At 42.7% G+C, this 25,326-nt stretch carries 19 protein-coding genes and 6 pseudogenes; 13 read left to right on the top strand and 12 right to left on the bottom strand.

Annotated elements, in window-relative coordinates; all coding sequences use genetic code 11:
- Window positions 1-56: 56 nt before the first annotated feature.
- From AC6IZ0_RS06325 to guaA, 5 genes and pseudogenes are all read left to right on the top strand, one after another.
- Window positions 57-290 carry a Calvin cycle protein CP12 gene (locus tag AC6IZ0_RS06325; RefSeq protein ID WP_497725473.1) on the top strand — a complete coding sequence of 78 codons (234 nt, stop codon included), beginning with the start codon at window positions 57-59 and terminating at the stop codon, window positions 288-290.
- Window positions 291-652: 362 nt separating this feature from the next.
- Window positions 653-1,246: a DUF3177 family protein gene (locus AC6IZ0_RS06330; RefSeq protein ID WP_271732745.1), complete on the top strand. Its 594-nt coding sequence runs from the start codon at window positions 653-655 to the stop codon at window positions 1,244-1,246.
- Window positions 1,247-1,251: 5 nt separating this feature from the next.
- Window positions 1,252-1,551: a DUF7734 family protein gene (locus tag AC6IZ0_RS06335; RefSeq protein WP_497725474.1), complete on the top strand. Its 300-nt coding sequence runs from the start codon at window positions 1,252-1,254 to the stop codon at window positions 1,549-1,551.
- Window positions 1,552-1,567: 16 nt separating this feature from the next.
- Window positions 1,568-2,684, top strand: a pseudogene (cbiD, locus tag AC6IZ0_RS06340) (cobalt-precorrin-5B (C(1))-methyltransferase CbiD).
- A 221-nt stretch (window positions 2,685-2,905) separates the two neighbouring features.
- A pseudogene (gene guaA, locus AC6IZ0_RS06345) lies at window positions 2,906-4,524 on the top strand (glutamine-hydrolyzing GMP synthase).
- Window positions 4,525-4,677: 153 nt separating this feature from the next.
- On the opposite strand, the gene AC6IZ0_RS06350 reads toward guaA, so the two are convergent.
- The 5 genes from AC6IZ0_RS06350 to AC6IZ0_RS06370 form a co-directional block, all read right to left on the bottom strand.
- Window positions 4,678-5,526 (bottom strand): DUF6920 family protein, encoded by an 849-nt coding sequence (locus AC6IZ0_RS06350; protein ID WP_497725475.1) that lies wholly within the window; start codon window positions 5,524-5,526, stop codon window positions 4,678-4,680.
- A 114-nt stretch (window positions 5,527-5,640) separates the two neighbouring features.
- Complete coding sequence (locus AC6IZ0_RS06355; protein ID WP_497725476.1) at window positions 5,641-6,429, bottom strand: ABC transporter permease; 789 nt, start codon at window positions 6,427-6,429, stop codon at window positions 5,641-5,643.
- Window positions 6,430-6,434: 5 nt separating this feature from the next.
- Window positions 6,435-7,415 carry an ABC transporter ATP-binding protein gene (locus AC6IZ0_RS06360; protein ID WP_497725477.1) on the bottom strand — a complete coding sequence of 327 codons (981 nt, stop codon included), beginning with the start codon at window positions 7,413-7,415 and terminating at the stop codon, window positions 6,435-6,437.
- A gap of 103 nt (window positions 7,416-7,518) precedes the next feature.
- On the bottom strand, window positions 7,519-9,168 hold the full coding sequence (locus AC6IZ0_RS06365) for an ABC1 kinase family protein (RefSeq protein ID WP_497725478.1): 1,650 nt from the start codon (window positions 9,166-9,168) through the stop codon (window positions 7,519-7,521).
- 207 nt (window positions 9,169-9,375) lie between these two features.
- Window positions 9,376-10,440 (bottom strand): mannose-1-phosphate guanylyltransferase, encoded by a 1,065-nt coding sequence (locus tag AC6IZ0_RS06370; protein ID WP_497725479.1) that lies wholly within the window; start codon window positions 10,438-10,440, stop codon window positions 9,376-9,378.
- Between the two features lie 115 nt (window positions 10,441-10,555).
- On the opposite strand from AC6IZ0_RS06370, the gene AC6IZ0_RS06375 reads away from it, so the two are divergent.
- The 4 genes from AC6IZ0_RS06375 to AC6IZ0_RS06390 all read left to right on the top strand — a co-directional run bounded on the left by AC6IZ0_RS06375 (window position 10,556) and on the right by AC6IZ0_RS06390 (window position 15,963).
- The gene (locus AC6IZ0_RS06375) at window positions 10,556-12,061 is read left to right on the top strand and encodes an LCP family protein (protein WP_271732761.1); all 1,506 of its coding nucleotides are present in this window, start codon (window positions 10,556-10,558) and stop codon (window positions 12,059-12,061) included.
- Window positions 12,062-12,165: 104 nt separating this feature from the next.
- Window positions 12,166-12,672, top strand: a complete 507-nt coding sequence (locus AC6IZ0_RS06380) for a pentapeptide repeat-containing protein (protein WP_271732762.1) — start codon at window positions 12,166-12,168, stop codon at window positions 12,670-12,672.
- A 19-nt stretch (window positions 12,673-12,691) separates the two neighbouring features.
- Window positions 12,692-14,296, top strand: coding sequence for a murein biosynthesis integral membrane protein MurJ (gene murJ, locus AC6IZ0_RS06385; protein WP_497725480.1), 1,605 nt, complete (start codon window positions 12,692-12,694; stop codon window positions 14,294-14,296).
- A 287-nt stretch (window positions 14,297-14,583) separates the two neighbouring features.
- On the top strand, window positions 14,584-15,963 hold the full coding sequence (locus AC6IZ0_RS06390; RefSeq protein ID WP_497723110.1) for an IS4 family transposase: 1,380 nt from the start codon (window positions 14,584-14,586) through the stop codon (window positions 15,961-15,963).
- A 216-nt stretch (window positions 15,964-16,179) separates the two neighbouring features.
- Here the strand turns inward: AC6IZ0_RS06390 and AC6IZ0_RS06395 are convergent, their stop codons facing one another.
- The 3 genes and pseudogenes from AC6IZ0_RS06395 to AC6IZ0_RS06405 all read right to left on the bottom strand — a co-directional run bounded on the left by AC6IZ0_RS06395 (window position 16,180) and on the right by AC6IZ0_RS06405 (window position 18,610).
- Window positions 16,180-16,635, bottom strand: a complete 456-nt coding sequence (locus AC6IZ0_RS06395) for a 6-carboxytetrahydropterin synthase (RefSeq protein ID WP_425332608.1) — start codon at window positions 16,633-16,635, stop codon at window positions 16,180-16,182.
- Window positions 16,636-17,448, bottom strand: a pseudogene (locus tag AC6IZ0_RS06400) (6-pyruvoyl trahydropterin synthase family protein); the annotation flags it as partial.
- A 241-nt stretch (window positions 17,449-17,689) separates the two neighbouring features.
- Window positions 17,690-18,610 (bottom strand): class I SAM-dependent methyltransferase, encoded by a 921-nt coding sequence (locus AC6IZ0_RS06405; RefSeq protein ID WP_271732767.1) that lies wholly within the window; start codon window positions 18,608-18,610, stop codon window positions 17,690-17,692.
- Between the two features lie 239 nt (window positions 18,611-18,849).
- Between AC6IZ0_RS06405 and AC6IZ0_RS06410 the strand changes: the two genes are divergently transcribed.
- The 3 genes from AC6IZ0_RS06410 to AC6IZ0_RS06420 all read left to right on the top strand — a co-directional run bounded on the left by AC6IZ0_RS06410 (window position 18,850) and on the right by AC6IZ0_RS06420 (window position 19,771).
- Window positions 18,850-19,083: a DUF3134 domain-containing protein gene (locus tag AC6IZ0_RS06410; protein WP_271732768.1), complete on the top strand. Its 234-nt coding sequence runs from the start codon at window positions 18,850-18,852 to the stop codon at window positions 19,081-19,083.
- A gap of 359 nt (window positions 19,084-19,442) precedes the next feature.
- On the top strand, window positions 19,443-19,526 hold the full coding sequence (locus AC6IZ0_RS06415; RefSeq protein WP_497726010.1) for a hypothetical protein: 84 nt from the start codon (window positions 19,443-19,445) through the stop codon (window positions 19,524-19,526).
- Window positions 19,527-19,591: 65 nt separating this feature from the next.
- Window positions 19,592-19,771 carry a hypothetical protein gene (locus tag AC6IZ0_RS06420; protein ID WP_497725481.1) on the top strand — a complete coding sequence of 60 codons (180 nt, stop codon included), beginning with the start codon at window positions 19,592-19,594 and terminating at the stop codon, window positions 19,769-19,771.
- Between the two features lie 376 nt (window positions 19,772-20,147).
- Here AC6IZ0_RS06420 and AC6IZ0_RS06425 read toward each other — a convergent pair.
- The 3 genes and pseudogenes from AC6IZ0_RS06425 to AC6IZ0_RS06435 all read right to left on the bottom strand — a co-directional run bounded on the left by AC6IZ0_RS06425 (window position 20,148) and on the right by AC6IZ0_RS06435 (window position 23,400).
- A pseudogene (locus AC6IZ0_RS06425) lies at window positions 20,148-22,274 on the bottom strand (TonB-dependent receptor plug domain-containing protein).
- 85 nt (window positions 22,275-22,359) lie between these two features.
- Window positions 22,360-22,763 (bottom strand): annotated as a pseudogene (locus tag AC6IZ0_RS06430) (ExbD/TolR family protein).
- The gene (locus AC6IZ0_RS06435) at window positions 22,747-23,400 is read right to left on the bottom strand and encodes a MotA/TolQ/ExbB proton channel family protein (protein ID WP_271731476.1); all 654 of its coding nucleotides are present in this window, start codon (window positions 23,398-23,400) and stop codon (window positions 22,747-22,749) included. The pseudogene AC6IZ0_RS06430 and the gene AC6IZ0_RS06435 overlap by 17 nt, the downstream one beginning before the upstream one ends.
- Window positions 23,401-23,529: 129 nt before the next feature.
- Here AC6IZ0_RS06435 and AC6IZ0_RS06440 point away from each other — a divergent pair.
- Window positions 23,530-23,776, top strand: a pseudogene (locus tag AC6IZ0_RS06440) (FAD-dependent oxidoreductase); the annotation flags it as partial.
- Between the two features lie 537 nt (window positions 23,777-24,313).
- On the opposite strand, the gene AC6IZ0_RS06445 reads toward AC6IZ0_RS06440, so the two are convergent.
- The gene (locus tag AC6IZ0_RS06445; RefSeq protein ID WP_497725482.1) at window positions 24,314-25,324 is read right to left on the bottom strand and encodes a metal ABC transporter solute-binding protein, Zn/Mn family; all 1,011 of its coding nucleotides are present in this window, start codon (window positions 25,322-25,324) and stop codon (window positions 24,314-24,316) included.
- Window positions 25,325-25,326 lie beyond the last annotated feature (2 nt).

Here is a 25,326-nt window from a genome sequence, read left to right on the forward strand (position 1 = left end):
CTCCATTCTGCAAGTTTTTATATACTAGGACAAAAACCACACAAAGAGATTTAACTATGAGCGACACCCAAGAAAAAATCCAAGAAAAAATCCAAGTCGAAATAGAACAAGCTCGTGCTGTCTGTGATATTTCCGGTGGTAACTCTGCTGAGTGTGCCGCTGCTTGGGATGCAGTGGAAGAACTGCAAGCTGAAGCCTCCCACCAGCGGAACAAGAAGCCAAAAAATTCACTAGAACAGTACTGTGATGATAACCCAGACGCTCTTGAGTGCCGGGTTTACGACGACTAAAAAGTAAAGTTTTATCCGAATAAGCAAGCAACTATATCTACTTACTGTTATCTTGCACCTTGAAGCTAACCCTAGATTAAATAGAAATTAAATAGAAATCCATCTGTTTTAATCATCTGAGGTTTGGGTCAGTATACTATTTATACTAGATTCATATGATACCGAAGGTTAAGATTGGGTTTTCCTGGGGTTGCTAGTTCATAAATCCGGCGCAAGTTCCTTAACTGTGCCGATGATGCTTTGGGCTGATGCAAGATATTAAACTTTAACTTCTCCCAGTTGCTTGTTTTTTTTAACTAGAAATTAAACGTATCCGGTGAATAATTGATTGAAATTTATTATTGCTAACCTCAGAAAAAATTATGAATGAAGTTTGGTTTCGCCAGTATGTCTGGGTTGACTATCGACTGGCATTATTATTTTTAGTATTTATTCCTGTAATTCTACTAATTTGGGCATTTGTACAAAAAGCCGAAGCAATACAGCACCTCTTGACCATTTACTGGCGGGTATCCAGTCTATTAGCCATCACCGTCTATTTAATGATTGGTCAGTACCCAATCAGCTTTATATCTGGGTTCATCGGGCGGATTCTCATTCCTATTTCTCTGTGGTTTTGGCTAGACCTTAATGATGAAATCGATTACCAGCAAAGTAGCCCTTTAAAACTGATTTTTACCTCTTGGCGCTGGGGTGTGACTATTTATTCTATTTTGGGTGCAATTGCTCTTGTGCCTTTTTTAGGGTGTGCTGTCTCGGAAACTGCTATCAAAACTCCCTATTGTCAAGTTTGGTTGGAAGCGCCCTTACTGTTTAAACAATATTTCCATGAGAATAGCACACCTGTGTTTCTAGGTTTTTTGGCTATACTGAGTTTAGTAATCTATGTAGTGTACTTAACCTACTTTGTACTTGTGAAGCTAGGAAAACAAGGACGTTCAGCAGTACAACACTAGTTGAGATGAATAATTGCATTGGTAAACGCTTGGAACAATACACCACCAAACGCCCCCAAGAAGTTCTGCTGGTAACATTGGAAATCGCCAATTATCAAGATCAAGTTGCTATTTTTAAAGGTTTCTCTAGTTCCTTGATGCGCCCAACTGCATTTGACCCGGATGTACAAGTTATCCCGGAGGAGGCGGTAATTTTGAATATTGACCGCATCCAAAGCCCTTACAATCCTGAAGCTCCCAATTATATCCAAAAAGGACTTTCTGGGGAAGCTATGGAAGATCTACTGTCAGCAGTTGGTGTGTAATAATCATTTAATCATCATGTCTGTTTCTGGATACACTCTCCCGGTTTTTGCCTGTGCTTCTGCTATGGCGGCTTTACACTGGTTACGCCATGACCAAGCTGTAACATCTGTGTCGGTGGACTTGATTTCACCCGCAGAAATGGCAGAAATACCCATTGAACAGGTAGCAGGTCTATCTGATCATATGGCTTTGGCAATTACCCGCAGCGAACCAGGTGATAATCTGGATTTAACCAGAAATACACCAATTTGGGCCCTGGTGCAATGGCGTGTGGGCGATGGGGAGCCTGTAATTATTCAAGGTGGGGAAGGAATTGGTAAACAGCTAAATGCGGACTATCAGCCGGCGATTTATGCTTATGCTCACAGGTTGCTACAAGAAAATCTCCGGCGGATGCTAGCAGCTGATGAGAAAATCACTGTCAATATTATTCTACCATTCGGGCGATCGCTGGCTGTGCGCACTTCTAATCCTGCTTTTGGTGTGGTGGAAGGTCTTTCGCTGTTGGGGACAACTGGTATTTCTCAACCTTTAAGCACACCAGAGCAATTAACAGCTTTCCGCACTGAGTTAGAACATAAAGCCAGTCGGTTTGAAAATTTGGTATTTTGCATCGGCGAAAATGGTCTAGATTTGGCGCGTCAACTGGGAATCAATCCTGAACAAATGGTAAAAACTGCTAACTGGTTGGGGCCAATGTTAGTAGCAGCAGATGTACTGGGTGTGAAGGAAATCTTGTTATTTGGTTATCACGGAAAACTGATGAAATTGGCTGGGGGGATTTTTCATACTCATCACCAGTTGGTCTGATGGCCGTCGGGAAATTTTAGCCGCCCATTGTGCCTTGGTGGGTTTAAATTCCCACAATATACAGTCTGTTTTTGAAAGTCCTACGGCTGAGGCTGCATTAAAATACTTAAGAACCTTGGATACTGTGACGGGTAGTGATTGGGTTAATCAAGTTTATACTGCGATCGCTCAAGCTATTGATACTCGTTCCCAAGCATACATTCAAAGTCATAGTACCAGAGGCGCAGCACCAACACTGTGCGGCTCGGTTCTGTTTGATCGCGATCGGCAAATTCTCATCAAGAGCAAAATCGGTTGCATGTTAATGGAAAAATTGTGTTAGTTTAATATGAATAATCATAAATAATCCCCATAAATATTTTTTTCAGTATCCATCCTTGGATCAGTTATTCTTTTAAAACTATGCCATCAACATTGTCTAGCAAGCGCATTTAACCTTGCGTTTGTTGGGGATCAACTCAACCATTTACCAGCATCAGCAGGGAATGAATGGTTTTCACTTAGGCTATAGAGCGACTGTTTACCTTACATTTACAACTCCCCATGAATACATCGGTGACTCTACCAACCGAACCAGCACCTCAAATAGACAATTTGGGGGGGCTAGATCGTCAAATGATTGTAATTCTCGACTTCGGCTCCCAATATTCTGAACTGATTGCGCGCAGAATCCGCGAGACTCAAGTATACTCTGAAGTTCTATCTTATCGCACAACATCCGAACAATTACGCAAATTAAATCCCAAGGGGATCATTCTCTCTGGTCAACGGGATCAGTTTATGTGGAACACGCCCCCCATTGCGACCAAGAAATCTGGAATTTAGGTATTCCTGTCCTGGGTGTCTGCTATGGTATGCAGTTGATGGTTAACCAACTCCATGGGGAAGTGGCTAAAGCAGAGCGAGGAGAGTATGGTAAAGCATCACTATATATAGATGACCCCACAGACTTACTGACTAATGTGGAAGATGGTACCACCATGTGGATGAGTCACGGAGATTCAGTGACCAAAATGCCACCAGGGTTTGAAGTGTTGGCACACACAGATAATACACCCTGTGCCGCCATTGCTGACCACAAAAGAAAACTTTATGGTGTCCAGTTCCATCCGGAAGTAGTACATTCTCTGGGGGGACTGGCATTAATTCGTAACTTTGTTTATCATATCTGCGATTGCGAACCCACATGGACTACGGAGGCTTTTGTAGAAGAAGCAATTCGGGAAATTCGCGCCAGAGTAGGTGATAAGCGGGTACTGTTAGCCTTGTCTGGGGGTGTGGATTCTTCTACCCTGGCCTTTTTGTTGTATAAAGCTATTGGGGAACAATTGACCTGTGTGTTTATTGACCAAGGCTTTATGCGTAAGTTGGAGCCGGAACGGTTACTCAAACTATTTAAAGAACAGTTTCATATTCCTGTAGAATATGTTAGTGCTCGCGAGCGCTTTTTGTCGATGATTGCCGGGGTAACAGACCCAGAAGAAAAGCGCCGGCGTATTGGACATGAGTTTATCCAGGTATTTGAAGAAACATCTAAACGCCTGGGACATTTTGACTATTTAGCCCAGGGTACTCTGTATCCAGATGTGATCGAGTCCGCTGATACTAACGTAGACCCCCAAACAGGGGAACGAGTAGCAGTAAAAATTAAGAGTCATCACAACGTTGGTGGTTTACCCAAGGACCTGCGGTTTAAACTGGTGGAACCATTGCGGAAACTGTTTAAAGATGAAGTCCGTAAAGTTGGGCGTTCCATTGGCTTACCAGAAGAAATTGTACAACGCCAACCTTTCCCCGGTCCGGGTTTAGCAATTCGCATTTTAGGGGAAGTCACCCCCGAACGGTTGAATATTCTCCGCGATGCTGATTTGGTTGTGCGTCAAGAAATTAACAAGCGTGGTTTATACCATGATGTTTGGCAAGCATTTGCTGTGTTACTACCAATTCGCAGTGTAGGCGTAATGGGGGATAAACGCACTTATGCTTATCCTATTGTTCTGCGTATTGTCACGAGTGAAGATGGTATGACGGCTGACTGGGCGCGGATACCTTACGATGTCTTGGAAGAAATTTCTAATCGCATTGTTAATGAGGTGAAGGGGGTTAACCGTGTGGTTTATGATATTACTTCTAAGCCCCCTGGAACTATAGAGTGGGAATGATGTCGGGTTAATTTCCACCAGAGATGGACACAGATCAACACACATAGGTCTGTGTCCTCATCTGGTTTTCAATTTCCTGTAGCATCAGCCACCATGCTCCAGGGGGTCTATAGTCATAACATCCTGGTCGGAATTCCGTCAACCACCAACTGACTAAGATTGAAATTTAGCCTGTTTAATTGTGCATTTAAAAAAGTCAAAGTAACGTTCTGTACCAAACCACCAACCGACATTGACCTGAGAAGGAATGGTAAAACCACCAAAAGTTTGATCTGCGTGACATTTACCGCCAAAGGGAATATAGCGCCATTTGCGATTGTTTGTATGATTTCCCCAACGGGGTGAAGAAATTTCTAAAACTTTGCCATCAGTATCAATGACTAGGGTGAGGGTGACGGGTTCATCATTTATCTTCAGTCTGGCTTCAATGGTGTCATCAGAAATTTCTCGCCACTCTACGCCCTGCTGGGGTAACAAGGCGGATGGTAACCAGACAAATTCCTGTACTAAGCGCCCAATGCTAGAACGAAGAGTATTGTGATCATGTACGTTGATAATTGGGATTAATCCCCAGAGTCCAAATTGCACTCGCCCTAAACCATTAATCATGTAATAATCAGCACCATCAAGCTTTAATAATTTACCACCGATGATGGCTTTCCACACAAATCCTTGTGAGGTGATGAGTTCTTGACAACGCATGGAAAGCCAAGATTTATCCCGTCCCAATCTAAACCGCCCCTGCATCTTTAATTGATTAGCATGAGCTAAGGGTGTCCCTGGAGCAATAGCGTGTAGAAAGTAACGCTGTACAGTGGGGGGTAATCCGGTAATCATCTCTTCACTGAAGTATTCCTGTGTCGGGGAGGCTTGTGAAGAACACAGGGAACACAATCGCCACATTTGATTGACCTGGCGATTAGTTCTGATTTTGAGGATGATCAGACTCAAAAATGCGATCGCCAACAGTATAACAATGCCAATGAGAATCTTGATAGACATAAAAACACACCTGATAAATATAAATTAAATAACATATAAATGTGTGTTTTGACACCACTCACCTTTGACATTTGCCAAAAACCTGACCTTTGGTTAGTAAGGTGTGACGTTATTTTAGGCACCCATACCAGAATAACGTTTTAGTCCCCCAAGCCACAGCAGGCGATTTACCGCGAAAAATATGAATATCCAGGCTAAAATGGCTAAAAATCCCCCAGCAACATCAACAGGTAACCCCACCAAAAGACTGACTGGGAAATGAATCAAATAAGGGAAAGGCGTAAACATAACCACCGTGCGCACCGTTTCGGGAAAAACATCCAAAGGTGCAATTAAGCCCGACAAAAATAAATAAAATAGAAACCAGAAGTTTTCCAAAGCACTAGCGCGTTCTGTCCAAAATGCGAACATAGCAAAAGTATACTGAATCACAAACCGTAAAATAAAACTGAGTATACATGCAATAGAAAAGAGTAATAATTGCCACCAACTAGGTAACCAAACAGCTTGAGGATAGAGGGTAAAAAACAAAAAAACTAGTAGTAGTGCAAAAGGTAGACGAGCCACCCTTTCGGAGAGATGAGCAGCGACATGGCGCCAGACTGGATCTAGGGGTTGCAATAAGCGGGATGATAGCTTACCCTCCACTATCTCCTTTTCAAACTCCCAAATTACCCAGACAACAGTAACTTGTCGCACAAAAAAAACCGTGATAAAGTAGCGGGCAAAATCTGCAGGTGTCAGAGCAAACTCCCCACCTTGGGCCGCCTGTATCCAGACACCCATCAAGATAATAGGTAAAGCGCCAGCCAAAACCCATAAAATCAATTCCGCCCGATACTCCACCATATAGGCGTAGTAAACAGACAGCAAAGTCAAGATTTTCCTAAGAATTTTTTTCACTGAAATTACACCACTCCCGCCTCAAAAACTCTACCAATCACCTCTTCTATTGGCGGCTCAGTCACTGTTAAATCAATGACTTCTAAATCTGCCAGAATTTGAGATACTGTACTGGTCAGGGTTTCTCGTGGTACGATAAAGCTCACAGCACGCCCCTCTAGGGACTGGACATCACCGTAGAACATGAGTTTTTCTCTAGGTAGCGGCTCGGTTAACTCAATGTGGATTTCGCGGTAAGGTGCGAAATTTGCCACCAATCCATCTAAACTACCGTCATACATCAGCTTTCCTTGGTGAATCAATAGTACCCGCTGACATAAAGCAGTAATATCAGCCATGTAATGACTAGTTAATAACACAGTAGCTTGATAACGGCGATTATACTCCCGTAAAAAATCCCGTACCGCCACCTGAGCATTTACATCTAGTCCCAGTGTCGGTTCATCGAGAAACAATACATGAGGATGATGCAACAGTGCTGCTAACAGTTCGGCTTTCATCCGTTCACCTAAAGATAATTTCCGCACTGGTTGGGTCAGCTTTCCTTCTAGATTCAACATCTGTGTGAATTCCCCGACCCGTCTGTGAAATTCTTGATTTGAGATGTTGTAAACAGCAGCGTTGATTTTTAAAGAATCTAGGGCTGGTAAGTCCCAGAGTAACTGCTGTTTTTGACCCATGACCAAGGTAATTTTTTGCAGAAATCGTTCTTGGCGCAAAAATGGCACGTATCCCGCCACTCTAACTGTACCCCCAGAAGGATGAATCAGCCCTGTGAGCATTTTCAGGGTCGTAGTTTTACCAGCACCATTGGGTCCCAAAAAACCCACCACCTCACCGGGGGAAATTTCAAAGGAAACATCCTCTACTGCTTTAATAGAGCGGTAAGTGCGCCGGAAAAAGTGGGTGAGCGTGCCTTTTATGCCCGGCTGCTTAACCGCCACTGGGTAAAATTTACAGAGATTTTCAACAGTAATAATTGACATATAGCATTTTCCTGTAGCGGTGAGATCCCAAATTATCCCTTATAAATACAAGAAATATGACCCATTTTGACATCAGTAGATTTTAGGAGGTTTTTTTCAACAGTTACTTTAAACGCCCAGAGCGTAAAATACTAATAACTAGCCACAAACCTAATAAACTAGCAGCAGCAAACAGAACACTACTTAAAAATGACAGTTGAGTAGTTTGGGCTTTGGTGGAAATAATAGCGGCTCCCATAATCAGAGAACCTACTAAAATACTAAAAGATAATCTGTTAGCTGCGTCATCCAGAGTGCGCCGCATACCATCTAAACCACGCAGTGAGAGATTCCACTGTAAGGTTTCCGAAGTAACTCGCTCTAATAATAGTTCAATTTGCCGGGGAGATTGTAATGATAGACTCTTAATATCTAGGGCAGTTCTTAAGAGTGATGGTAGTGGATTACTCCCTAGTAGTTGTCGTCGAAACAAGTCTGTAATTAATGGCTGTATTTCGTCAAATAAATTTACCTGTGGGTTGAATCCACGAGCTACCCCTTCTAAGTTAGCCAGGGTTTTGGCATATAAGCCCATATTGCTGGGTAAGCGAATTTTATTTTGACGGGCCAGTTGCAGAATTTCATAAATTATGTGACTGAAATTCATATCACTCAAGCTGACATGATGATACTTCCGCAACATGCGATCATAATCATTTTCTAACCGGGACAAAATCACCGGACCAGAAGAATCTGCTAAGTGTAAAGTTAACTGGGCGCATCGACCCGCATCTAAATCAATGATGGCTAAAAGCATTTCTGTGAGGATCTGCTGGGTGCGGGGATCAAGTCTGCCCACCATTCCACAGTCTAAAAGCGCAATGCGACCATCTGCGAGATAAAATAAGTTTCCAGGATGGGGGTCAGCATGGAAGAAGCCATCAATGTATATTTGCTGGAAAAAAGCCCGAAATAGCAGGGTAGTAATGTCCCGGCGTTGTGTGTGAGCATCGTTACCATTTTCCGGGAACCGATTTAAATTCGCGGAAAGTAAAGGTACACCATCGAGCCATTCCATGACCAATAACTTCTGGGTAGTCAATTCCCAGAAGATTTCCGCAACTACCAGTTGTGTGGGATCAAACCAGCGACTACGGGCTAAATTACCTCGCAGCTGGTCTGTAAAACCTGCTTCCAGTGTAAAATCTAACTCGTCTTCTAAAGCTTTGGTAAATTCAGCAGCGATCGCTTTGATTTCGTAAGTTTGCCCAAACTCTGTGCGCGCTACTAAATCAGCAATACCTTGAATTAAAACGATATCTTGAGCTACAGTGAGATCGATTCCCGGACGTTGTACCTTGAGAGCAACTTCTCGACCATCTACTAATGTAGCTCGATGAGTCTGAGCGATTGATCCGGCCGCTACAGGGACATGATTAACTATGCTGAATGTTTCTTCCAGTGGGTGTTTTAGCTGCTGACGAATTAATACTTCTATGTCTGACCAAGGAACTGGGGGTACTTCGTCTTGGAGAGTGGAAAGCTCTTCAATGTAGGCGGCGCTGAGTAAGTCTGGACGGGTGGAAAGTAGCTGACCCAGTTTAACATAAACTGGACCCAAATCCACCAGGATATTCTTTAAAACTGCCGGTGTGGGTAGTTGAGGTTCATCAGCTTTACCACCGGTGAGTAGTCTTCGCATATAGTCCCAACCATTGCGGAGGACTACCTCGATAATTTCTCTTTGACGGGGAACAGTTTGAGTGAGGAACATTGTGGGGAAATAGGGGGATGAGGGGAAACAGGGGGAGTAGGGAGTAATCTGGTACAGCAGCGGTGTAACTAGGCAGAAAATCAAACTCTCTTGACCGGGGCGGTACTATTCCCTGCTCCCTAAGTCCTGCCAACACACATATCAGTTATAATGAATGCAACCAATCCTCAGCCTCTGATCGGGGTTATAACTCTCAGACTCTAGGATTTATAGCAGTTCAGTAAATCGGGGATCATCTGCAAGGGTTTTGAGAATCTGTTTAATTTCTTGAGTGCGCTCTTTATTGACTACAAGAGTTACATTGCGATCGCGCACAATCACAACATCCTCTAGACCAATAGTAACAATTACATCCTCTGAATTGGTAGCATAAACAATAGCACCATGGGTATCCAATCCCACATGGGTAGCTAGTTCTACATTCGGATTCTCAGGTTTTTTCAGTAGGCGATCGAGTGCATTCCAATCTCCCAAGTCATCCCAACCAAATTCAACTGGTAAGACATATGCTAAATTTGTTTTTTCCATCAGAGCATAGTCTATACTCTGTTTAAGCAACTGAGGATATACATCAGGGCCTTGTTGTTCTAATGGTTCGATAATTTCTGGCGCATGGGTATAAAGTTCCTTGAGAACCACCCCAGCCCGAAATACGAACATTCCGCTATTCCAGCTAAAACGCCCCGTAGATAGAAAAGTTTCTGCTGTTTCACGGTTAGGCTTTTCAGTAAAGCGGCTGACGTGATAGGCTGGCAAATCATTAAATCTACCAATATTTTCGCCTTGTTCAATATAGCCGTAACCAGTTGATGGGAAAGTAGGCTTGATCCCCAGAGTGACAATGGCCTCTGTGCTGGCCGCTAGCTCGGTAGCAGCCATTAAGGTATGTACAAATGCTTCTTGGTCAGCTATCCAGTGGTCAGAGGGAAAAAAGCCGATGATAGCATCTTCTCCGTAACGCTGCTTAATTTCTAAACTTGCCCAGGCAACTGCAGCGGCTGTATCTCGTCCCTCGGACTCAATGAGTAAATTTTCAGATGGCAGTTGGGGTAGTTGTTGTCTGACACCTGCGGCTATCTGACTAGAAGTAATGACCCAGAGGTCATTCCAACCATTGGTGAAGGCTAATAACCTATCGGCGGTTGCTTGTAACAGACTTCTAGAGCTACCATCAAGGCTTAAAAATTGCTTAGGTCGGTTTTGGCGACTGAGGGGCCAAAAACGCTCACCTTTGCCACCGGCCAGAATTACAGGGAAGAGTGAATTACTCATGTTGTCTACACACTCAGGTCAGATCATTATCAGTGTACAGTGAGCTTTTGGCCTGACAGGATTTGTGGATGCGATTAACAGACCTTAAGGTAGTGGTTGATTGGGGAGATAATGTGTGATTAAACAATTTCAATGGTTAGAAAATCAGGTGACCTTTCAAGAATTACCAGAGTTTGAAGTACAGGAAAGAACTCAACAGGTATCATGGGGAGAAAATGATCTGGGAATTCAACAGATATCACCATCCGAACTGGAAATAGTGCCCCATGAACCAGGAACTATTTCCCCGAGTGTTGTTGAGTCTGTGGGTCTAATTCCCAAGGATATTTACCAGAGGTTAGGCTTGAGTGTACCTCGATGGCTACTGTGGACATTGACCACAGTGGTGGGGATCGTTTTTTCAGGTCTGTTAGTATCGACTTTGGCGCTGTGGACTCCATTATGGAGTAATCTTGACCGAACAGATGAAGAATTGGGATTTTCTGGTGAAGATGATCAGAGAATACCCTTACCTGGGGAATTATGGGGCAAAATTTCCCAGTATAAGCTGTCACGACCGATGAATATTTTGATTATGGGAGTTGATCCGGTGCCAGGTAGTATTGATGGCTCTCCGGAAAGTTTTACAGGAACCAGTGATACCATGTTGCTGGTCAGACTCAACCCTAGTAATAAAACTATGCGGGTGTTGTCAATTCCCAGGGATACCATGATTGCTATCCCAGAAAGAGGTTTAACTAAGGTGTCTGAAGCTAATGCTCAAGGGGGGCCTGTTTTAGCAGCACGGGTAGTTAGCCGGACTTTAAATAATGCTCCTATACATAGGTATATCCGTATTTCCACTAGTGGACTGAGGCAGTTAGTTGATCAATTGGGTGGGGTTGATGTTTTTGTACCTCAAGGTATGCAATATCAAGATTCTAGTCATCAATCCATTAATTTACCCAGTGGTTGGCAAACCCTCAACGGTGAACAAGCAGAAAAATTTGCTCGATACCGCGAACCAGGATTAGGGGACTTACCTAGAGTACAACGACAGCAAGTGCTAATTAAAGCCTTACTGCAACAGGTCAATAGTCCGACTGTGTTACCGAGATTACCTCATTTAACCCGTCTGATGCGGAAATATTTTGACACCAATCTCAAAATAGAAGAAATGATGGCCTTGGTAAATTATTCGGTGAACCTGGAAGATGATAATTTACAAATGACCATTCTACCCGGTAATTTCAGCCGCTTTAGTCAAGACCCCAATAGTTATTGGCTGAATCTTAATAAACAGCAGACTCTATTGAGTAATTATGTGGGGGTAGATGTACCTGATGTTGACGCTGATGTACGTCCAGTCCAAGACCTGAGAATTGCTATTCAAAATTCTTCCAATCAACCTCAGATGACTGAAAAGGTTATTGACTATCTCAAACAAAAAGGTTTTACAAATGTTCATGCTGTGTCGGATTGGCCTGACCCCCACAGACAGACTCAGATTATTGTTCACAGAGGAAACCGAACCACGGGAGTTGAGCTTTATGACATTATTGGCCTGGGTAAGATTAATGTTTCGGCAATTGGGGATTTAGAATCGGATATTACAATTCGTATTGGTCAAGATTGGAAATAGTCACTGGTCATTAGTCATTAGTCATGATTTGATTTTGGGTTCCCTCTGGGGATCATAGTCTACTAAACTATTGGCTAATGATCATCAACAAAGTTTTTAGAGTTATGCAAAAGTTTTTACTTAAATTATTTAGTTGGCTGGTAATTGTGGTTTTGACTTGGTTATGGGTGCTAATTAATCCTCAACCAGTTTTGGCTCAAATTAGCACAATCAACTATAGTAATGCTAGTCTCCAAGATAGTGATTTTTCTAACATTGATTTATCTGGGGTGACTTTTGTGGCGGCGGAAATGCGGGGCGCAAATTTCCAAGGGGCTAATTTAAGCAATGCGATTCTGACTAAGGGGGTGTTGTTAAATGCTAATTTGGAGGGTGCAAATCTCACAGGGGCTTTAGTTGACCGGGTGACTATGGATGGGGCAAATTTAAAGAATGCTATTTTTACAGAAGCAACTATGACCCGGAGTCGGTTTTTTGATGCGGACATCACTGGTGCTGATTTTACAGATGCTTTGATAGACCGGTATCAAGTTTCTTTAATGTGCGATCGCGCTCAGGGTATCAATCCGGTTACAGGGGTGGCGACACGGGATAGTTTAGGATGTCGGTAATAGTTGTCAGGTATAGTAAGTGACTCAAGAAGACCAGAAACCCCCTCGTTCCTTGGCGGGAATTGCGGGGATAGTAGCGGCGGCTACATTAATTAGTAAAGTCTTTGGTTTAGTGCGACAGCAGGCGATCGCCGCGGCTTTTGGTGTTGGGGCTGCGGTTACTGCTTATAGTTACGCTTATATTATTCCGGGTTTTCTCTTAATCTTACTGGGTGGGGTGAATCGACCATTACACAGTGCGGTTGTCAGTGTTCTAGCCAAGCGCTCACGCTCGGAAAGCGCCCCCCTGGTAGAAACGGTAACAACTCTGGTAGGTGGATTACTCCTACTGGTGACCTTGGCTCAGATTTTCTTTGCTGATACCATCATTGATATTGTTGGTTATGGCTTAGAATCGACTACCAGGGCGATCGCCATTCAACAGATCCGCATTATGGCACCCATGGCCTTATTTGCGGGTTTAATAGGTATTGGTTTTGGTACCCTCAACGCCGCCAATCAATATTGGTTACTTTCCATCAGTCCCCTATTATCTAGTGTAACTGTGATTGCCGGCATTGCCATCTTAACCGGGCAACTAGGTGAAGATATTATTAAACCAGAATACGCCTTCATCGGTGGTATGGTCTTAGCTTGGGGAACCCTAGGGGGCGCAATTCTCCAATGGTTAGCCCAGTTAATTGTCCAGTGGCGCTTAGGACTAGGTACATTGCGCCTGCGGTTTGATTTTAAATCCCCTGGAGTACAAGAGGTGATCAAAATTATGACACCAGCTACAATTTCCTCCGGGATGATGCCGATTAACGTCGTCACAGACCTTTACTTTGCTAGTCCCATACCCGGTGCGGCGGCTGGGTTTAACTATGCCAATCTCCTAGTGCAAACTCCCCTGGGTATTATCTCTAATATTATTTTGTTACCTTTATTACCAATGTTTGCTAAGTTAGCGGCTCCCGAACATTGGCCAGACCTAAAGTTACGCATTCGCCAAGGAATTTTACTCACCGCCGTCACGATGTTACCATTAGGAGCGTTAATGGTGGTGTTATCTGTCCCCATCGTAGAGATAATTTATCAACGGGGTGCTTTCCAACAACAAGCCACACAGCTGGTTTCATCCCTGCTGATTGCCTATGGTGTGGGGATGTTTGTATATTTAGGGCGGGATGTATTGGTACGGGTATTTTATGCTCTCGGAGATGGACAGACACCTTTTAGGATTAGTACTTTTAACATCTTCCTTAACGCTGTACTTGATGGGATTTTGGTTAAACCTTTTGGGGCGACTGGGATTGTTTTAGCAACCGTAGGTGTAAACTTTAGTTCTGTAGTAATGCTATTATGGTTACTTGACCGTAAACTCAATGGTTTACCTTGGCGTGAGTGGAGTATACCAATTTTGGGTTTAACTGCGGGTAGTGTTGCGGCTGGTGTTGCTAGTTTTGGTACTTTAGTGAGTTTACAGCAGTTGTTGGGTACACAGGGGTTAATTATTCAACTGTTACAGTTATGTGTATCGGGTTTAGTGGGTATCTTGGTTTTTGCTATCATTGCCTCATGTTTGAAAATACCAGAGGTGAATAGTTTTGCTGTGGGGATGCGTCAAAGATTGCTGAAGAGATAGTAATAATTAAAGCTTATGTTATCAGTAAAAAAGTTGATAAAGAAATGCTGAGACTAGACTGTTTAATTCCTTCCAGAAGCAGTAAACTTAGGTTGTCATTATAATTTATCAGCAGTTTTTGTACACTCTGGAGGGGAGAGGGAAATAAATACCCCACCCCCTGACCCCCTCCCCTCTGGAAGCTATGCATTACCCACATTTTTCTTAACAATTAAACAAAAGACTTAACATCACAGTGAAAGCCTTGATGGCTATAGTTTTGAAAGAGGAGAGTGGGTAATGGCATCATGGAAAAGTGGGCAGCGAAAGAATTGGCACAGGTAAACTTAGGGGATGCACGTCGAAACAAGCGGTTAATCAGGATAGTAGAAGATTTAGCAGCACAACCAGATAGTAGTGTACCACTTGCTTGTGGAAATATAGCAGCAACAAAGGCGGCATATAATTTTTGGAAATCACCACATTTTCAAGCAAGTGATATTCGTGCTGTCCACACATCCAGCACCATAGAAAGAATCAAAAAACATGAGATAGTATTGGCAATACAAGATACAACAAACATAGATTTGACATCGCACCCAGCCACAAAAGGAGTAGGTTATCTTGACCACAGAAAATCATCAGGATTAAAAGTACATTCAACACTTGCAGCCACAAGTAATGGAGTACCGTTAGGAATTATTGAGCAGCAAGTATGGGCAAGAGAACAAGAGAATTTAGGTATTGCTAAAAAACGTCGTCAACGAGAGACAAAAGAAAAAGAAAGTCAACGTTGGTTGGATGGGTTGCAGACTACACAAAATTTGATTCCCTCAGAAATTGAAGTAATAACAATATGTGACTCAGAAGCGGATATATTTGACCTTTTTAGCCAGCAACGTCGAGAAAAATCACACTTACTAATTCGTGGGACTCATAATCGTAAAGTAGACCATTGTGGCAAATATCTACATCTTGCCATTCGTCAAATCGAAGCATCTGGAACAGTGACTGTAGAAGTCAAACGGTCTCCAGAACATAGTTCCAGACAGGCGAGACTGACAATTAGGTTCACGAGTTTTGATATTCAAGTACCATTACACCATATTGGACGTTTACAGCTAAAACCTGTCAGGTTACAAGTAATTTTGGCAGAAGAGGAAAATCCACCTCCAGGAACAAATCCCATTAGTTGGTTATTAATTACTAGCTTAGAAATTAACAGTCTAGAAGATGCTGCATGTTGTGTTCAATGGTACACTTACCGTTGGTTGATAGAACGTTATCATTACACATTAAAAAGTGGCTGTGGCATCGAGAAATTACAACTGGAAACTGCTGACCGAATTCACATGGCACTAGCCACTTATACTATTGTCGCTTGGCGATTGTTATGGCTTACTTATCAAGCACGAGTTCATCCTGATTTACCTTGTGATGTTGTTTTGGAAAACAGTGAATGGCAGTCCTTATGTGCCACTATCAACAAAAATCCTATTCCTCCAGACCAGCCACCTTCTTTGCATGATGCTGTGCGAATGATTGCCACTCTTGGTGGTTTTTTGGGTCGCAAAGGTGATGGTGAACCGGGTGTGAAAACCATTTGGCGTGGGCTACGACGCTTACACGATATTGCTGCTACTTGGCAATTACTTCACTCCGATTCCCCATCTCATCTTGATATTTAGCGATCGCCTATGGCGGAGGGGTAGCCCCTCGCCCCTGTATTCAAAAACTCAATCACCTGTTGGGTTTTCTCAATGTCCATACTTATTCTTTTTTGTCAATCCTCCCCACTATGCACATCTCTACAACCTTTATTGTGTTTGCCTTCCAGCAATGTTAAGAAAGATGTGGGTAATGGATAGCCTCTGGAAGGGAGGGGTTGTAGTCCCGGTTGAGGTTTAAACTAAAACTGGTTCAGATTTTACCGCGTTGACAGTATTTGTATCTGACTGTGTGCAGTAAATTTCACAGGAGTTATTGGGACTTTCAGTTAGTTTGATTTTGTGCAGTCGAGCACCTAGTTCTTCAACGGGCGATCGCAGTAAGTTAGTGATATGTAGGGCGATATTTTCAGCGGTGGGGACAACTTCGGCAAAATAAGGAACGTCCTTATTTAAGAAACCATGATCAAATGGTTCTAAGACATAATCAGCAATGACCCGGTTTAAAGCACCTAAATCAACCACCATACCTGTGCGGGGGTCAATTTCTCCTTTCAGGGTAACTTCTAAATGATAATTATGTCCGTGTCCATTTACCCTACCGCATTTACCGTAAATTTCTAGGTTTTTCTCTAAACTCAAATTAGGATGGGCTAATCTGTGGGCTGCACTAAAATGAGTGGCAACAGTCAAGGAGGTTTCTGTTTCACCTATATTATAATCTACCCACAACTCATGACTTTCAAATAATTTAACTCGAGACAGATTAACTCCCAAGTCATGAATAGGAGACCTGAGCAGATTACTAATGTAAAGTGCAATATTCTCTGTAGTGGGAACTATTTCCGATTCCGCAAAATAGGGAATATCTTCATTTAAGCAAGAGTGATCTAACAACTCAAGTACATAATCTTCTACTACTCTATTAACAGCAGCTAAATCTACAATCATCCCAGTGCGTGGGTCTATTTCGCCTTCTACTGTAACTTCTAGATGATAGTTGTGTCCGTGGGTACGGGTACACTTACCATATTTCTCGGCACTGAGGTTAGGTGCTAAACGATGGGCCGCGCTAAAATGACTCCTGACAGTCAAGGCCACTTTTTTTCCCTCTCCTGTATAATCTGCCCAAAGTTGCGAATGTTCAAGCAACTGGACACGGACTAAGGGTAAATGGGGTGCTAAACGTTGCCAAATCACGTGAGCAATATTTTCGGTAGTGGGGAGAGTTTGCTGAAATTCTGGCCACACCTCATTAAGGTAAGAAAAATCTAGCTGTCCAGTAGCTTCTCTTTTGATGATGTGTTTGACATCAGATAAGTTCAACACCATACCATACTCATCCAGTTCACCGGACATGGAGATAAAAACCACATAGTTATGTCCTTGACCGGGGAATTTGGCGGAGAGACCGAACTTTGCCATATTCTCGGCTTCGCTCAGTTCCGGTAACCAATACCGATGACTAGCTAAAAACTGAGCGCGACGATTAACAATACATTGCATGATTATTCTGTAAACCTAGCTCAACATTTCTTAAAGTTTCACTATTTACAGCATAAACTAATTGGGATCCTGGATGACCTAAGTTGTGGTTCTTCTGGTAGTAACCACCGCGCAAATTCTTGCGGATGTTTTTGATGCTAGTAATTTACAAAGGTTGTCAAAACTCACAGGGGGTTTATTTGGGGTGTATATTTATGTTTACATCCTCTCCATTTGGGAGAGGGAAGTCAACATCTACAAATCAGCACCTGACTTGAGCTATAATTGTGCGGTGACGCGGGGTGTTGCTGGTGATAGTGGGAACATGAAAACCAGCATCAACTAAAGCTTGCTCAATATCCAAAGCAAAATATTGATCTAAATAAGGTTCAGTACTTTTGAGCAGGGTCAAAATGTAGGGGGGCATTTTCTTGTATATTTCTGATTGGGGATTCATATCCATAATCCCTAAATGACCACCAGGACGCAGCACCCGGCGCATTTCTGCCAAAATATTTCGGGTTGCTGACTGGGGCAATTCGTGGCACATTAAGAAAATAGAAACTAAGTCAAAAGATGCATCTGGTAACCCAGTAGATTCTGCGGGAGCATGGAGCCAATTGATGTGAGCTTGAGATTGTTGGGCGTGGTAGTCAGCAACGGCTAAAAAGTAAGGCGATAGGTCTAAACCTGTAATCTGAGACTGGGGATAAACTGCTTGTAGAGCCAAGGTACTTAGTCCTACACTACATCCCACATCTAGAATATCTTGAGGAGCATGGGGAAGGGAAGCTGTGAGAATATCGTGGTAACTTTGACGTAGTTTAGCATCACCTTGGGTATCTGCATCCTGCCAGATTTTAGCATGAACAGCATGGGCAGCGGGTTTGACTTCAAAGGCAGCTTGCCAACTGAGATTACCACTGTCGTAAGCATGAAATGAGGTGAGATAGTAGTCTGGGTAAGCAAGCTGGGGATTGTGAACTTTTGTGAGTTCTGGTGTCCAATCACGGGACTGTAAGCTTTTGACTTCTTGTGTCCAGGGAACGCCAATTTTTTCAGCGCGTTTAATCATCATTTGTCTAGCTTGATGCTTGGCTACACTGGCTAAAGGTTTGATAGCCAGGATACCATTTACCAAACGGGAGGCTAAACCAATAGAAGTTGTTGTCGCAGCAGTCATATTGTTTTGGGTTTGGTTTGGGTTTAACAGCCTTGTTTACCTATGATACAATTGTGTAGGTTTAGTCTAGTACTACATTATTCCATTGTAGCTAACCTAAATGTAGTAACTGAGTGTGTCTTTGTCTCACAGATGGTCGAGACGCTTAATGAGGTTAAGAATCGCCATGCTAAAGGTTATGGGATGATGTCAGTTCCAGCCAGTCTAGTTTTTATCCTAAAAATTGAGGTTTTTATATTATGTCTAATGGCCCCTTGAGTGAAGCACCTCGTAACCAACGAGCCACGGTAATTCGTACTAGTAATGAGTTTGTTTTACTAGAATGGTTGAAGTCAAATGGTCGACTCATAGAGCGTGAACCTCAAGAATATCGGGGACTGAATTCAGTAGAAGAAATTTCTGACATGATTGAGCTTGATGATATTCACTACGATCATGATGAAGATGATGCCAGCATGGACTTAGAAGATTAGCAGATTTTTCACCGAACTGAATAATCACCCCACCCTCACCCTCTCCTGATCAAGGGGAGGGGACTAGAATAGTTAAGATCACACTACTACAGTAAATATTGTTCTGCTTGTAATTTCAGTTTATCCCCCTCTAATAACACTTGGTCTATATAATCTTTCATCTCCATATAGGGTAGATATTCTGTTTTTGGTTTTTTTAACGCAAAGGTTCGCAAAGGTGGCGCAAAGGTTCGCAAAGGGTTTTTAGAGACTGAAATTTATTTTGAGTGGTTTAGTACTTTGCGCGATCGCCAAGCAAAAGCAACCATATTGCCCTGGAAACAGGGCTAGGGCGCGAAAGTCTCCATCAGGCTTTGTCGATGGAAGGCAACCCAGATTTTTCTACAGTTCTTAAGGTTTTACAGGCACTTGGGTTACGCTTCCAGGTTATACCCATTGCCTAACATTAGCTTGGTGCTCGTGGTGACAACTAGAGAATTGAACTACTGCTGCTGATTGATACATCTGTTTGGATCAGCGTCTTTCGCGATCGCGGCGTAATATGCGGTCTGCTAAAGTAGATGCGCTCTGTGCGATCTGCTTGCAGCAGCGCTTCGCTATCGCCATGAAGCTCGACAATCGGGAGCCGGGGGTTAGAAACCCCCGTCTAAAAGCGGAAGTCGGATTCATCCGACTGAATGAGTGTTAAATGTAACGAGAGTAAGATCCCCGACTTCTCACATAATTAGAGATAGTCTAGGATAATTTAGCTAGAAGTCGGGGATCTGTGTGACTGTGGTAGGGGGCGTAAGATCCCTGACTTCAGGTATGGGGATAAGCTGCTCGGTGCTCGCAGCCCTGGTACGATGTGCTCAGTACAGCAGCGCTTCGCTATCGCTGCCAATTTTAAGATACCCGCAATTTCTCAAAGAAATTCCGTGCTCTAATGTTATAATCCTGTCAAAATTGACCGGACTGATATGATCATCTGGCAACCAGGGCTGCTAATTAATAAGGGTAGATTCACCATTGAGCAGGTATTGGGGATTGGTGGCTTTGGTATTACCTATTATTCTGTTGGTTTTCTAAAGGTTTGCAGTTACCCCCACACGCACGGTAAACCCTGGACTATAAATACGGTTGACTTTTTCGTATTGCTCACCCAGGAGGTTTTCTAAATATATGGTCATGGCTGTATTATTGGTGAGGGGAATTTTGCTACTCAGGTCTAAGTTGAGGAAGGATGGGCTAAAGTCTGTAGGTGTTTGTCCTGCTGCAGTATTAGTAAATAAGGCTCGCCGCATTCCACTATTATAGGTAAGATACAAATTCCCTTCCCAGCCGGAATTGCGGTAGCTAATACCACTTTGGGCGACGGAATAAGGTATCAGACCTAATTGTAAACCTGCTTGTGTTCCGGTTTTGATTTCGGCATCTGTATAGGTATAGTTAACAAAACTCGACCACCGGGGAGAAATTTGTAATCTCAAGGCGATTTCTAGTCCGTTGGTGTCTACTAACCCTACATTCTCCCATTTGCCGGCGACAATTGCTAACCGATTGTCTAAACTACTGCCAAAATAGGTAAATTGTCCTACTAAGTTATCTGTGAGTCTCACATCTGTTCCCATGCCTCGAAGATGAGCCGGTTTCTGGTTTTAAGTCAGCGTTGGACTCCCACCCATGGACTGTATCATATAGATATAGTTGATCTAATCCTGGGTTGCGCTGTCCCCCGGCCCAACTCCCTCGCAGGGTGACTGCGGGTGTGAGGCTATAACGTAAGCCACCACTAGGGTTTAAGTAACTGCCAAATTCTCCATCAAAGCTCTGTCTTAGTCCTAAGTCTACCTGAAAATCTTCACTAACATTGAGGGTATTTACGGCAAATAAGGCTGTATTTAAGACGCTTCTATTTTCAACTTCGTTGAATCTCACTCTGTCAGGTCTGGTACTGAAGGTTTCACCGTTTAATTGAGAGTTTCGTAAGTCTAATCCCCAGCGGAGTTTGTTATTGGCTGTTAATTGCCAATCATGATCTACTCTGGCGGTAATTTTTTGGCTATCTAACACCCCCAGGCGGTTATATACTGTGCCGGTAAAGAATGTGGGTCCATAGGTGCTAAAATAATCTTGATTATATCCTATGGTGGTGGTTAGGTTGGAGCTTTCGCCTTTACCTAGGCGGGTTTGCCAAGATAAGCCTAGATTTAAACCGTCATGGTCTAATCTGTCTCTTTGCAGCAGGGGGGAAACCCAAAGTAAACTAAGCCTCGGCGACTGCTAAGTTTTTTAATGTCTAAATTTAAGGAGTTTTGAGGATCTAGGTCTAAACCAATGCTACCAAAGTAAGTACTGGTGGCTGTGTCTGCGTTGGAGAGTAACCCTTGATCGTCACGGTTAGCAGCACCTTCGGGGACTGAGTAACGGTTGTCGATGAAAAATCTTTCAAAGCTGAAGTTATATCTAACATCATCTACCCCAGCGCTGTAGGTGACCTGTTGATTATTCAGGTTTAATGAGCCAAATTGTATACTACTATTTAGTTTGGGAGTACTATAGCCTTCTTTGGTAATAATATTCACTACTCCCCCAAAGGCTGAGGAACCATATAAAGCTGAGGTGACACCGCTGGATAGTTCTACCCGTTCGATCGCTTCTACGGGAATACTATTTAGGTCTGTTCCACCATGATAGGTGCTAATATCATTATTAATTGGTCTGCCATTGATGAGAAATACAGACTGGTTAATTGATGCTCCTCGGTAGTATGTCCCTGTGTGAATATCAGCACCATGACCAACGTCATTGATGGCAAAACCAGGCATTCTTTTTAAAACATCGGCGACGCTGGTCGCATTTTGTCTTTTAATTTCTTCCTGGTCTATGACATACACCGGTGTGGAACCGGAAAAATTATCTGGTTGTCCTAATACTTCTAGCAGAATATCTACATCTTCGTTATTTTCGTCTGTGGTAGCTTCTTCTGGCTCGGTTTCTAAGGTAAATTCAATGGGTAGGGACTGTTGAGTTAATAATTCACCAGGGGTAACTGGTAACTCAAGATTTAAATAAGAATTTTTATCAAGAACTAACTCTGTTTGTTGACTTGGATTAGCAACACTAGGTAAGCTGATACATAAGCTCTGGACTACAACAGATAACACCACACAATATCTATATCTATTCACTTGGTTTTGGGAACATTTCATCAAAATACTATGTGGTATTGTCGTTGCTGTAGTTAAATCATGTCAAAAGACAGTCTGTCATAGTTTAAAACTTAGGTGTACTAAATTAGGGTTTCTGGGTGGCGATCGCTAATTTTACTCCTTTTACCTGGCGCACCTGATCCATAATTGCAATTACTTGACCATGTTCTACCTTTTGATCAGCATTAATAATTACCATAGGTTCTGATTTCCCCTCTACCAAAGTACCGATCCGTTCCCCAGGGAATTAAGGGGAACTGGTTGACGGTCTAAGCTCACCACCCCTTGATTATCAATGCTGATGGTAATGGTCAAGGGGGCTGATTGTTGATTAGCTGTGGCTGCCTGTGGTAAGTTGACTGGTAGGCTTTGTGATCTAGTTAAAAACAGGGTTGACATAATAAAGAATGTCAAAATAGCAAAGATGACATCAATCATAGGGACGATGTTAATCTGTGCTGGTAAATCTGGTTCATCTTGTAGGCGCATAGTCTTTTTCTCCTGGTTGATGGCGACGGCGATACAGCAGTTCTAGTTGTCCGCCATATTCCTGGAATAGGGCTATTTGACGCTGATAAAGTCCGCGGAAGGTGTTGGCGAAAAACAGGGTAAATATGGCAACTATTAACCCTGTAGCGGTAGATACCAAGGCTTCACTAATACCGGAGGTAACCCCTATGGTTTGTGTACCGCCGACATTACCAATATTTAAGGAAGCAAAGGAAGTAATTAAACCCAAGACAGTACCCAGGAGTCCCAGGAGCGGGGCGAGGTTGATAATGGTGTCAAAAATGTTCTGAAAGCGTTTGAGTCCAGGTATTTCTGCTTGGGCTTCACTTTCCAAGGCCAAGCGAAATTCTTCTGGTGTGGCTTCCTCTAATTCTAAAGCTGCTAGGAAAATCCGGGATAGGGGTAAATTGGCATTGTTTCTGAGTATACCTATGGCAGTAACTAGGTTATCTCTGCGATAGAGTTGTAATACTTCTTGAATGATCCGGTTTTGTCTTCGGTTGATTTGCAGCCAAAACTTAATCCGTTCAATAATTAGCGCCACCGCTAATACAGAAAAGCCCAATAGTGGCCACATGACGATACCACCGGCGCTAAACAGATTATTGATTGCCATGGAACTCATTGTTAAACAACAAACACATAAACTAGAAGTATCCTGATATAATTGCAAGTTATTGTCAAGATAATTAGTAAACCTAAGATAGAATGATAATGATTATCACTAGTTCCTATCTATTTATTAATGGTCAATCCTCCATCACCTCCTCTTGACTTAGCTGTTATTGGTGCTGGTCCTCATGCTTTAACATTGGTAACCCATCTACTGCAAAAACGCCAAACTATGGGCGATCGCTTTTTGGTATTTGACCCATGGCGACAACAGTTCGCCGTTTTAGATATACCATACCTGGGATGCCAGCAGATCGCCGGCGGTACATCAACCTTTCGCCTTGGGGAATTGTGCCGAGTCCCGCTCCCATGCGCTATTCCTTCATGGCGGGGGATTTTGGTTACTGGCGGTGCTAAAATTCAGATACCTAATATTGACTTGCGTCGGACTGTCTATTATGCTATTCTTAAAAGAGATAAATATTGATAAGTTTATCAAGCCAAAAAAATAAAGGCTAATTGGTTAATGTAATCGCATCATGGCAGTGGGTGCAATTGTGACTACTAAAATATCCAAACCTGCCATCTCCTTTAACCAGAGAGCCGAAATATTTACGAGTTTTCCATTCAATTGATATATCCTGGACTTCTTGGCGAAGTCCGGGGTTTTTTTTGTCCAATTGAGCAACCTGTAACGATAGGGGTGTAGTGCTGCTACTTGATATATAATAAGGTGATATCAAGTATTGAATTGAGACTATTGCCGACGCGAAAACCAAGCAATGATGGTGGTAGTATTTTTCAGAAACTTAATTGGAACACAATCGCGTCTGGCTAAGGCGTGAAAGTCTACACCAGGGATAACTGCTCCCATGCTCTCGTTGAAGTAGAAAGTAAAGTCTAGTTTTATCTAGGTTTTATATAGCAGGAAATCTTGGGGGAAAAATTAAGTAAGTCCCCCCTAAACCTTCTACAATGGTGCGTGTATTAGCAACCATTAATTTTTGATAATTATCGGCTTCGCCACCTGGTTCACCCAGTCCATAAGTATATAATTGCCTTTGAGATACTCTGACATTAGCCGGGGTAGGTACAGATGCGATCAACTGCTGGTTAATAGTGGTATCGGGAAAAATTGTTGGTACTTGGGCCTGTTGAATGGTTGTCACCCAAGTTTTTACTTGTGCATCGGTGGGATTTACTATACTACTAATATTCTCTAAACCCTTTACCAAAGGGATTTTATAGGCTGTAGTGTAATAATTCATCACATTACTAGTAGCGAGTAACTTCCGCTTGTCTTTGGGGATAGTATCTATCCTGGACTTAATCCAAGTATCGAGTTGAGTAAGTTCATTTTGAATTAATCTGGCGTTATCACTGTAAAATGTGGTATAATCGGGGTTAAGAATTTTGAGATTGTGGCTAATTATCTCCACCATCTTGATGGTGTTCTTAACATCGTGCCAAACATGAGGATTAGCTAATCTCTCACCAGAGGCGAGAAATTGCTGGGGTTGGGGAACTGCTAGTTGATTTACAGCTACTTTGGGGGTAGAAGTTTTACCTTCTGCAAGTGTTTTGAGCAGTTCTGATTTAAAGTTGTAACCACTGTGGAAAACTAAGTCAGCTTGGGCGATCGCTTGTTGGTGTCCGGGTCTGGGTTGATAGAAATAAGAGTCGTTATCAGGGGAACCCAAGCAGGTGAGGTTAATTGTATTTTGCGCCACCTGTCTAGTTAAATCACAAAGTATGGTAGTAGTAGCGACAACCCGGGGAAGATTTTCTTGTATTTTAGTGCTTGGCTGAGTAAATGAGGTGGTTACTGTTTGATTTCTACATCCCAGAAAGCCGATTGTTAAAACTACTAAGATACCAGTTAATAAATTATTTGATAAATGATTTGATAGTAGTTTTTTAACCATCATCG

The sequence above is a fragment of the Anabaenopsis sp. NIES-4685 genome, from assembly GCF_059725405.1.

Bases quoted from the DNA above. Each gene is read 5' to 3' on its own strand.
- AC6IZ0_RS06335 (WP_497725474.1), top strand. From the start codon at position 1,252: ATGAATAATTGCATTGGTAAACGCTTGGAACAATACACCACCAAACGC.
- AC6IZ0_RS06445 (WP_497725482.1), bottom strand. From the start codon at position 25,324: ATGATGGTTAAAAAACTACTATCAAATCATTTATCAAATAATTTATTA.
- AC6IZ0_RS06370 (WP_497725479.1), bottom strand. From the start codon at position 10,440: ATGAGTAATTCACTCTTCCCTGTAATTCTGGCCGGTGGCAAAGGTGAG.
- AC6IZ0_RS06365 (WP_497725478.1), bottom strand. From the start codon at position 9,168: ATGTTCCTCACTCAAACTGTTCCCCGTCAAAGAGAAATTATCGAGGTA.
- AC6IZ0_RS06380 (WP_271732762.1), top strand. From the start codon at position 12,166: ATGCAAAAGTTTTTACTTAAATTATTTAGTTGGCTGGTAATTGTGGTT.
- AC6IZ0_RS06435 (WP_271731476.1), bottom strand. From the start codon at position 23,400: ATGGCAATCAATAATCTGTTTAGCGCCGGTGGTATCGTCATGTGGCCA.
- AC6IZ0_RS06360 (WP_497725477.1), bottom strand. From the start codon at position 7,415: ATGTCAATTATTACTGTTGAAAATCTCTGTAAATTTTACCCAGTGGCG.
- AC6IZ0_RS06405 (WP_271732767.1), bottom strand. From the start codon at position 18,610: ATGACTGCTGCGACAACAACTTCTATTGGTTTAGCCTCCCGTTTGGTA.
- AC6IZ0_RS06325 (WP_497725473.1), top strand. From the start codon at position 57: ATGAGCGACACCCAAGAAAAAATCCAAGAAAAAATCCAAGTCGAAATA.
- AC6IZ0_RS06390 (WP_497723110.1), top strand. From the start codon at position 14,584: ATGGAAAAGTGGGCAGCGAAAGAATTGGCACAGGTAAACTTAGGGGAT.
- AC6IZ0_RS06350 (WP_497725475.1), bottom strand. From the start codon at position 5,526: ATGTCTATCAAGATTCTCATTGGCATTGTTATACTGTTGGCGATCGCA.
- AC6IZ0_RS06410 (WP_271732768.1), top strand. From the start codon at position 18,850: ATGTCTAATGGCCCCTTGAGTGAAGCACCTCGTAACCAACGAGCCACG.
- AC6IZ0_RS06415 (WP_497726010.1), top strand. From the start codon at position 19,443: ATGGAAGGCAACCCAGATTTTTCTACAGTTCTTAAGGTTTTACAGGCA.
- AC6IZ0_RS06330 (WP_271732745.1), top strand. From the start codon at position 653: ATGAATGAAGTTTGGTTTCGCCAGTATGTCTGGGTTGACTATCGACTG.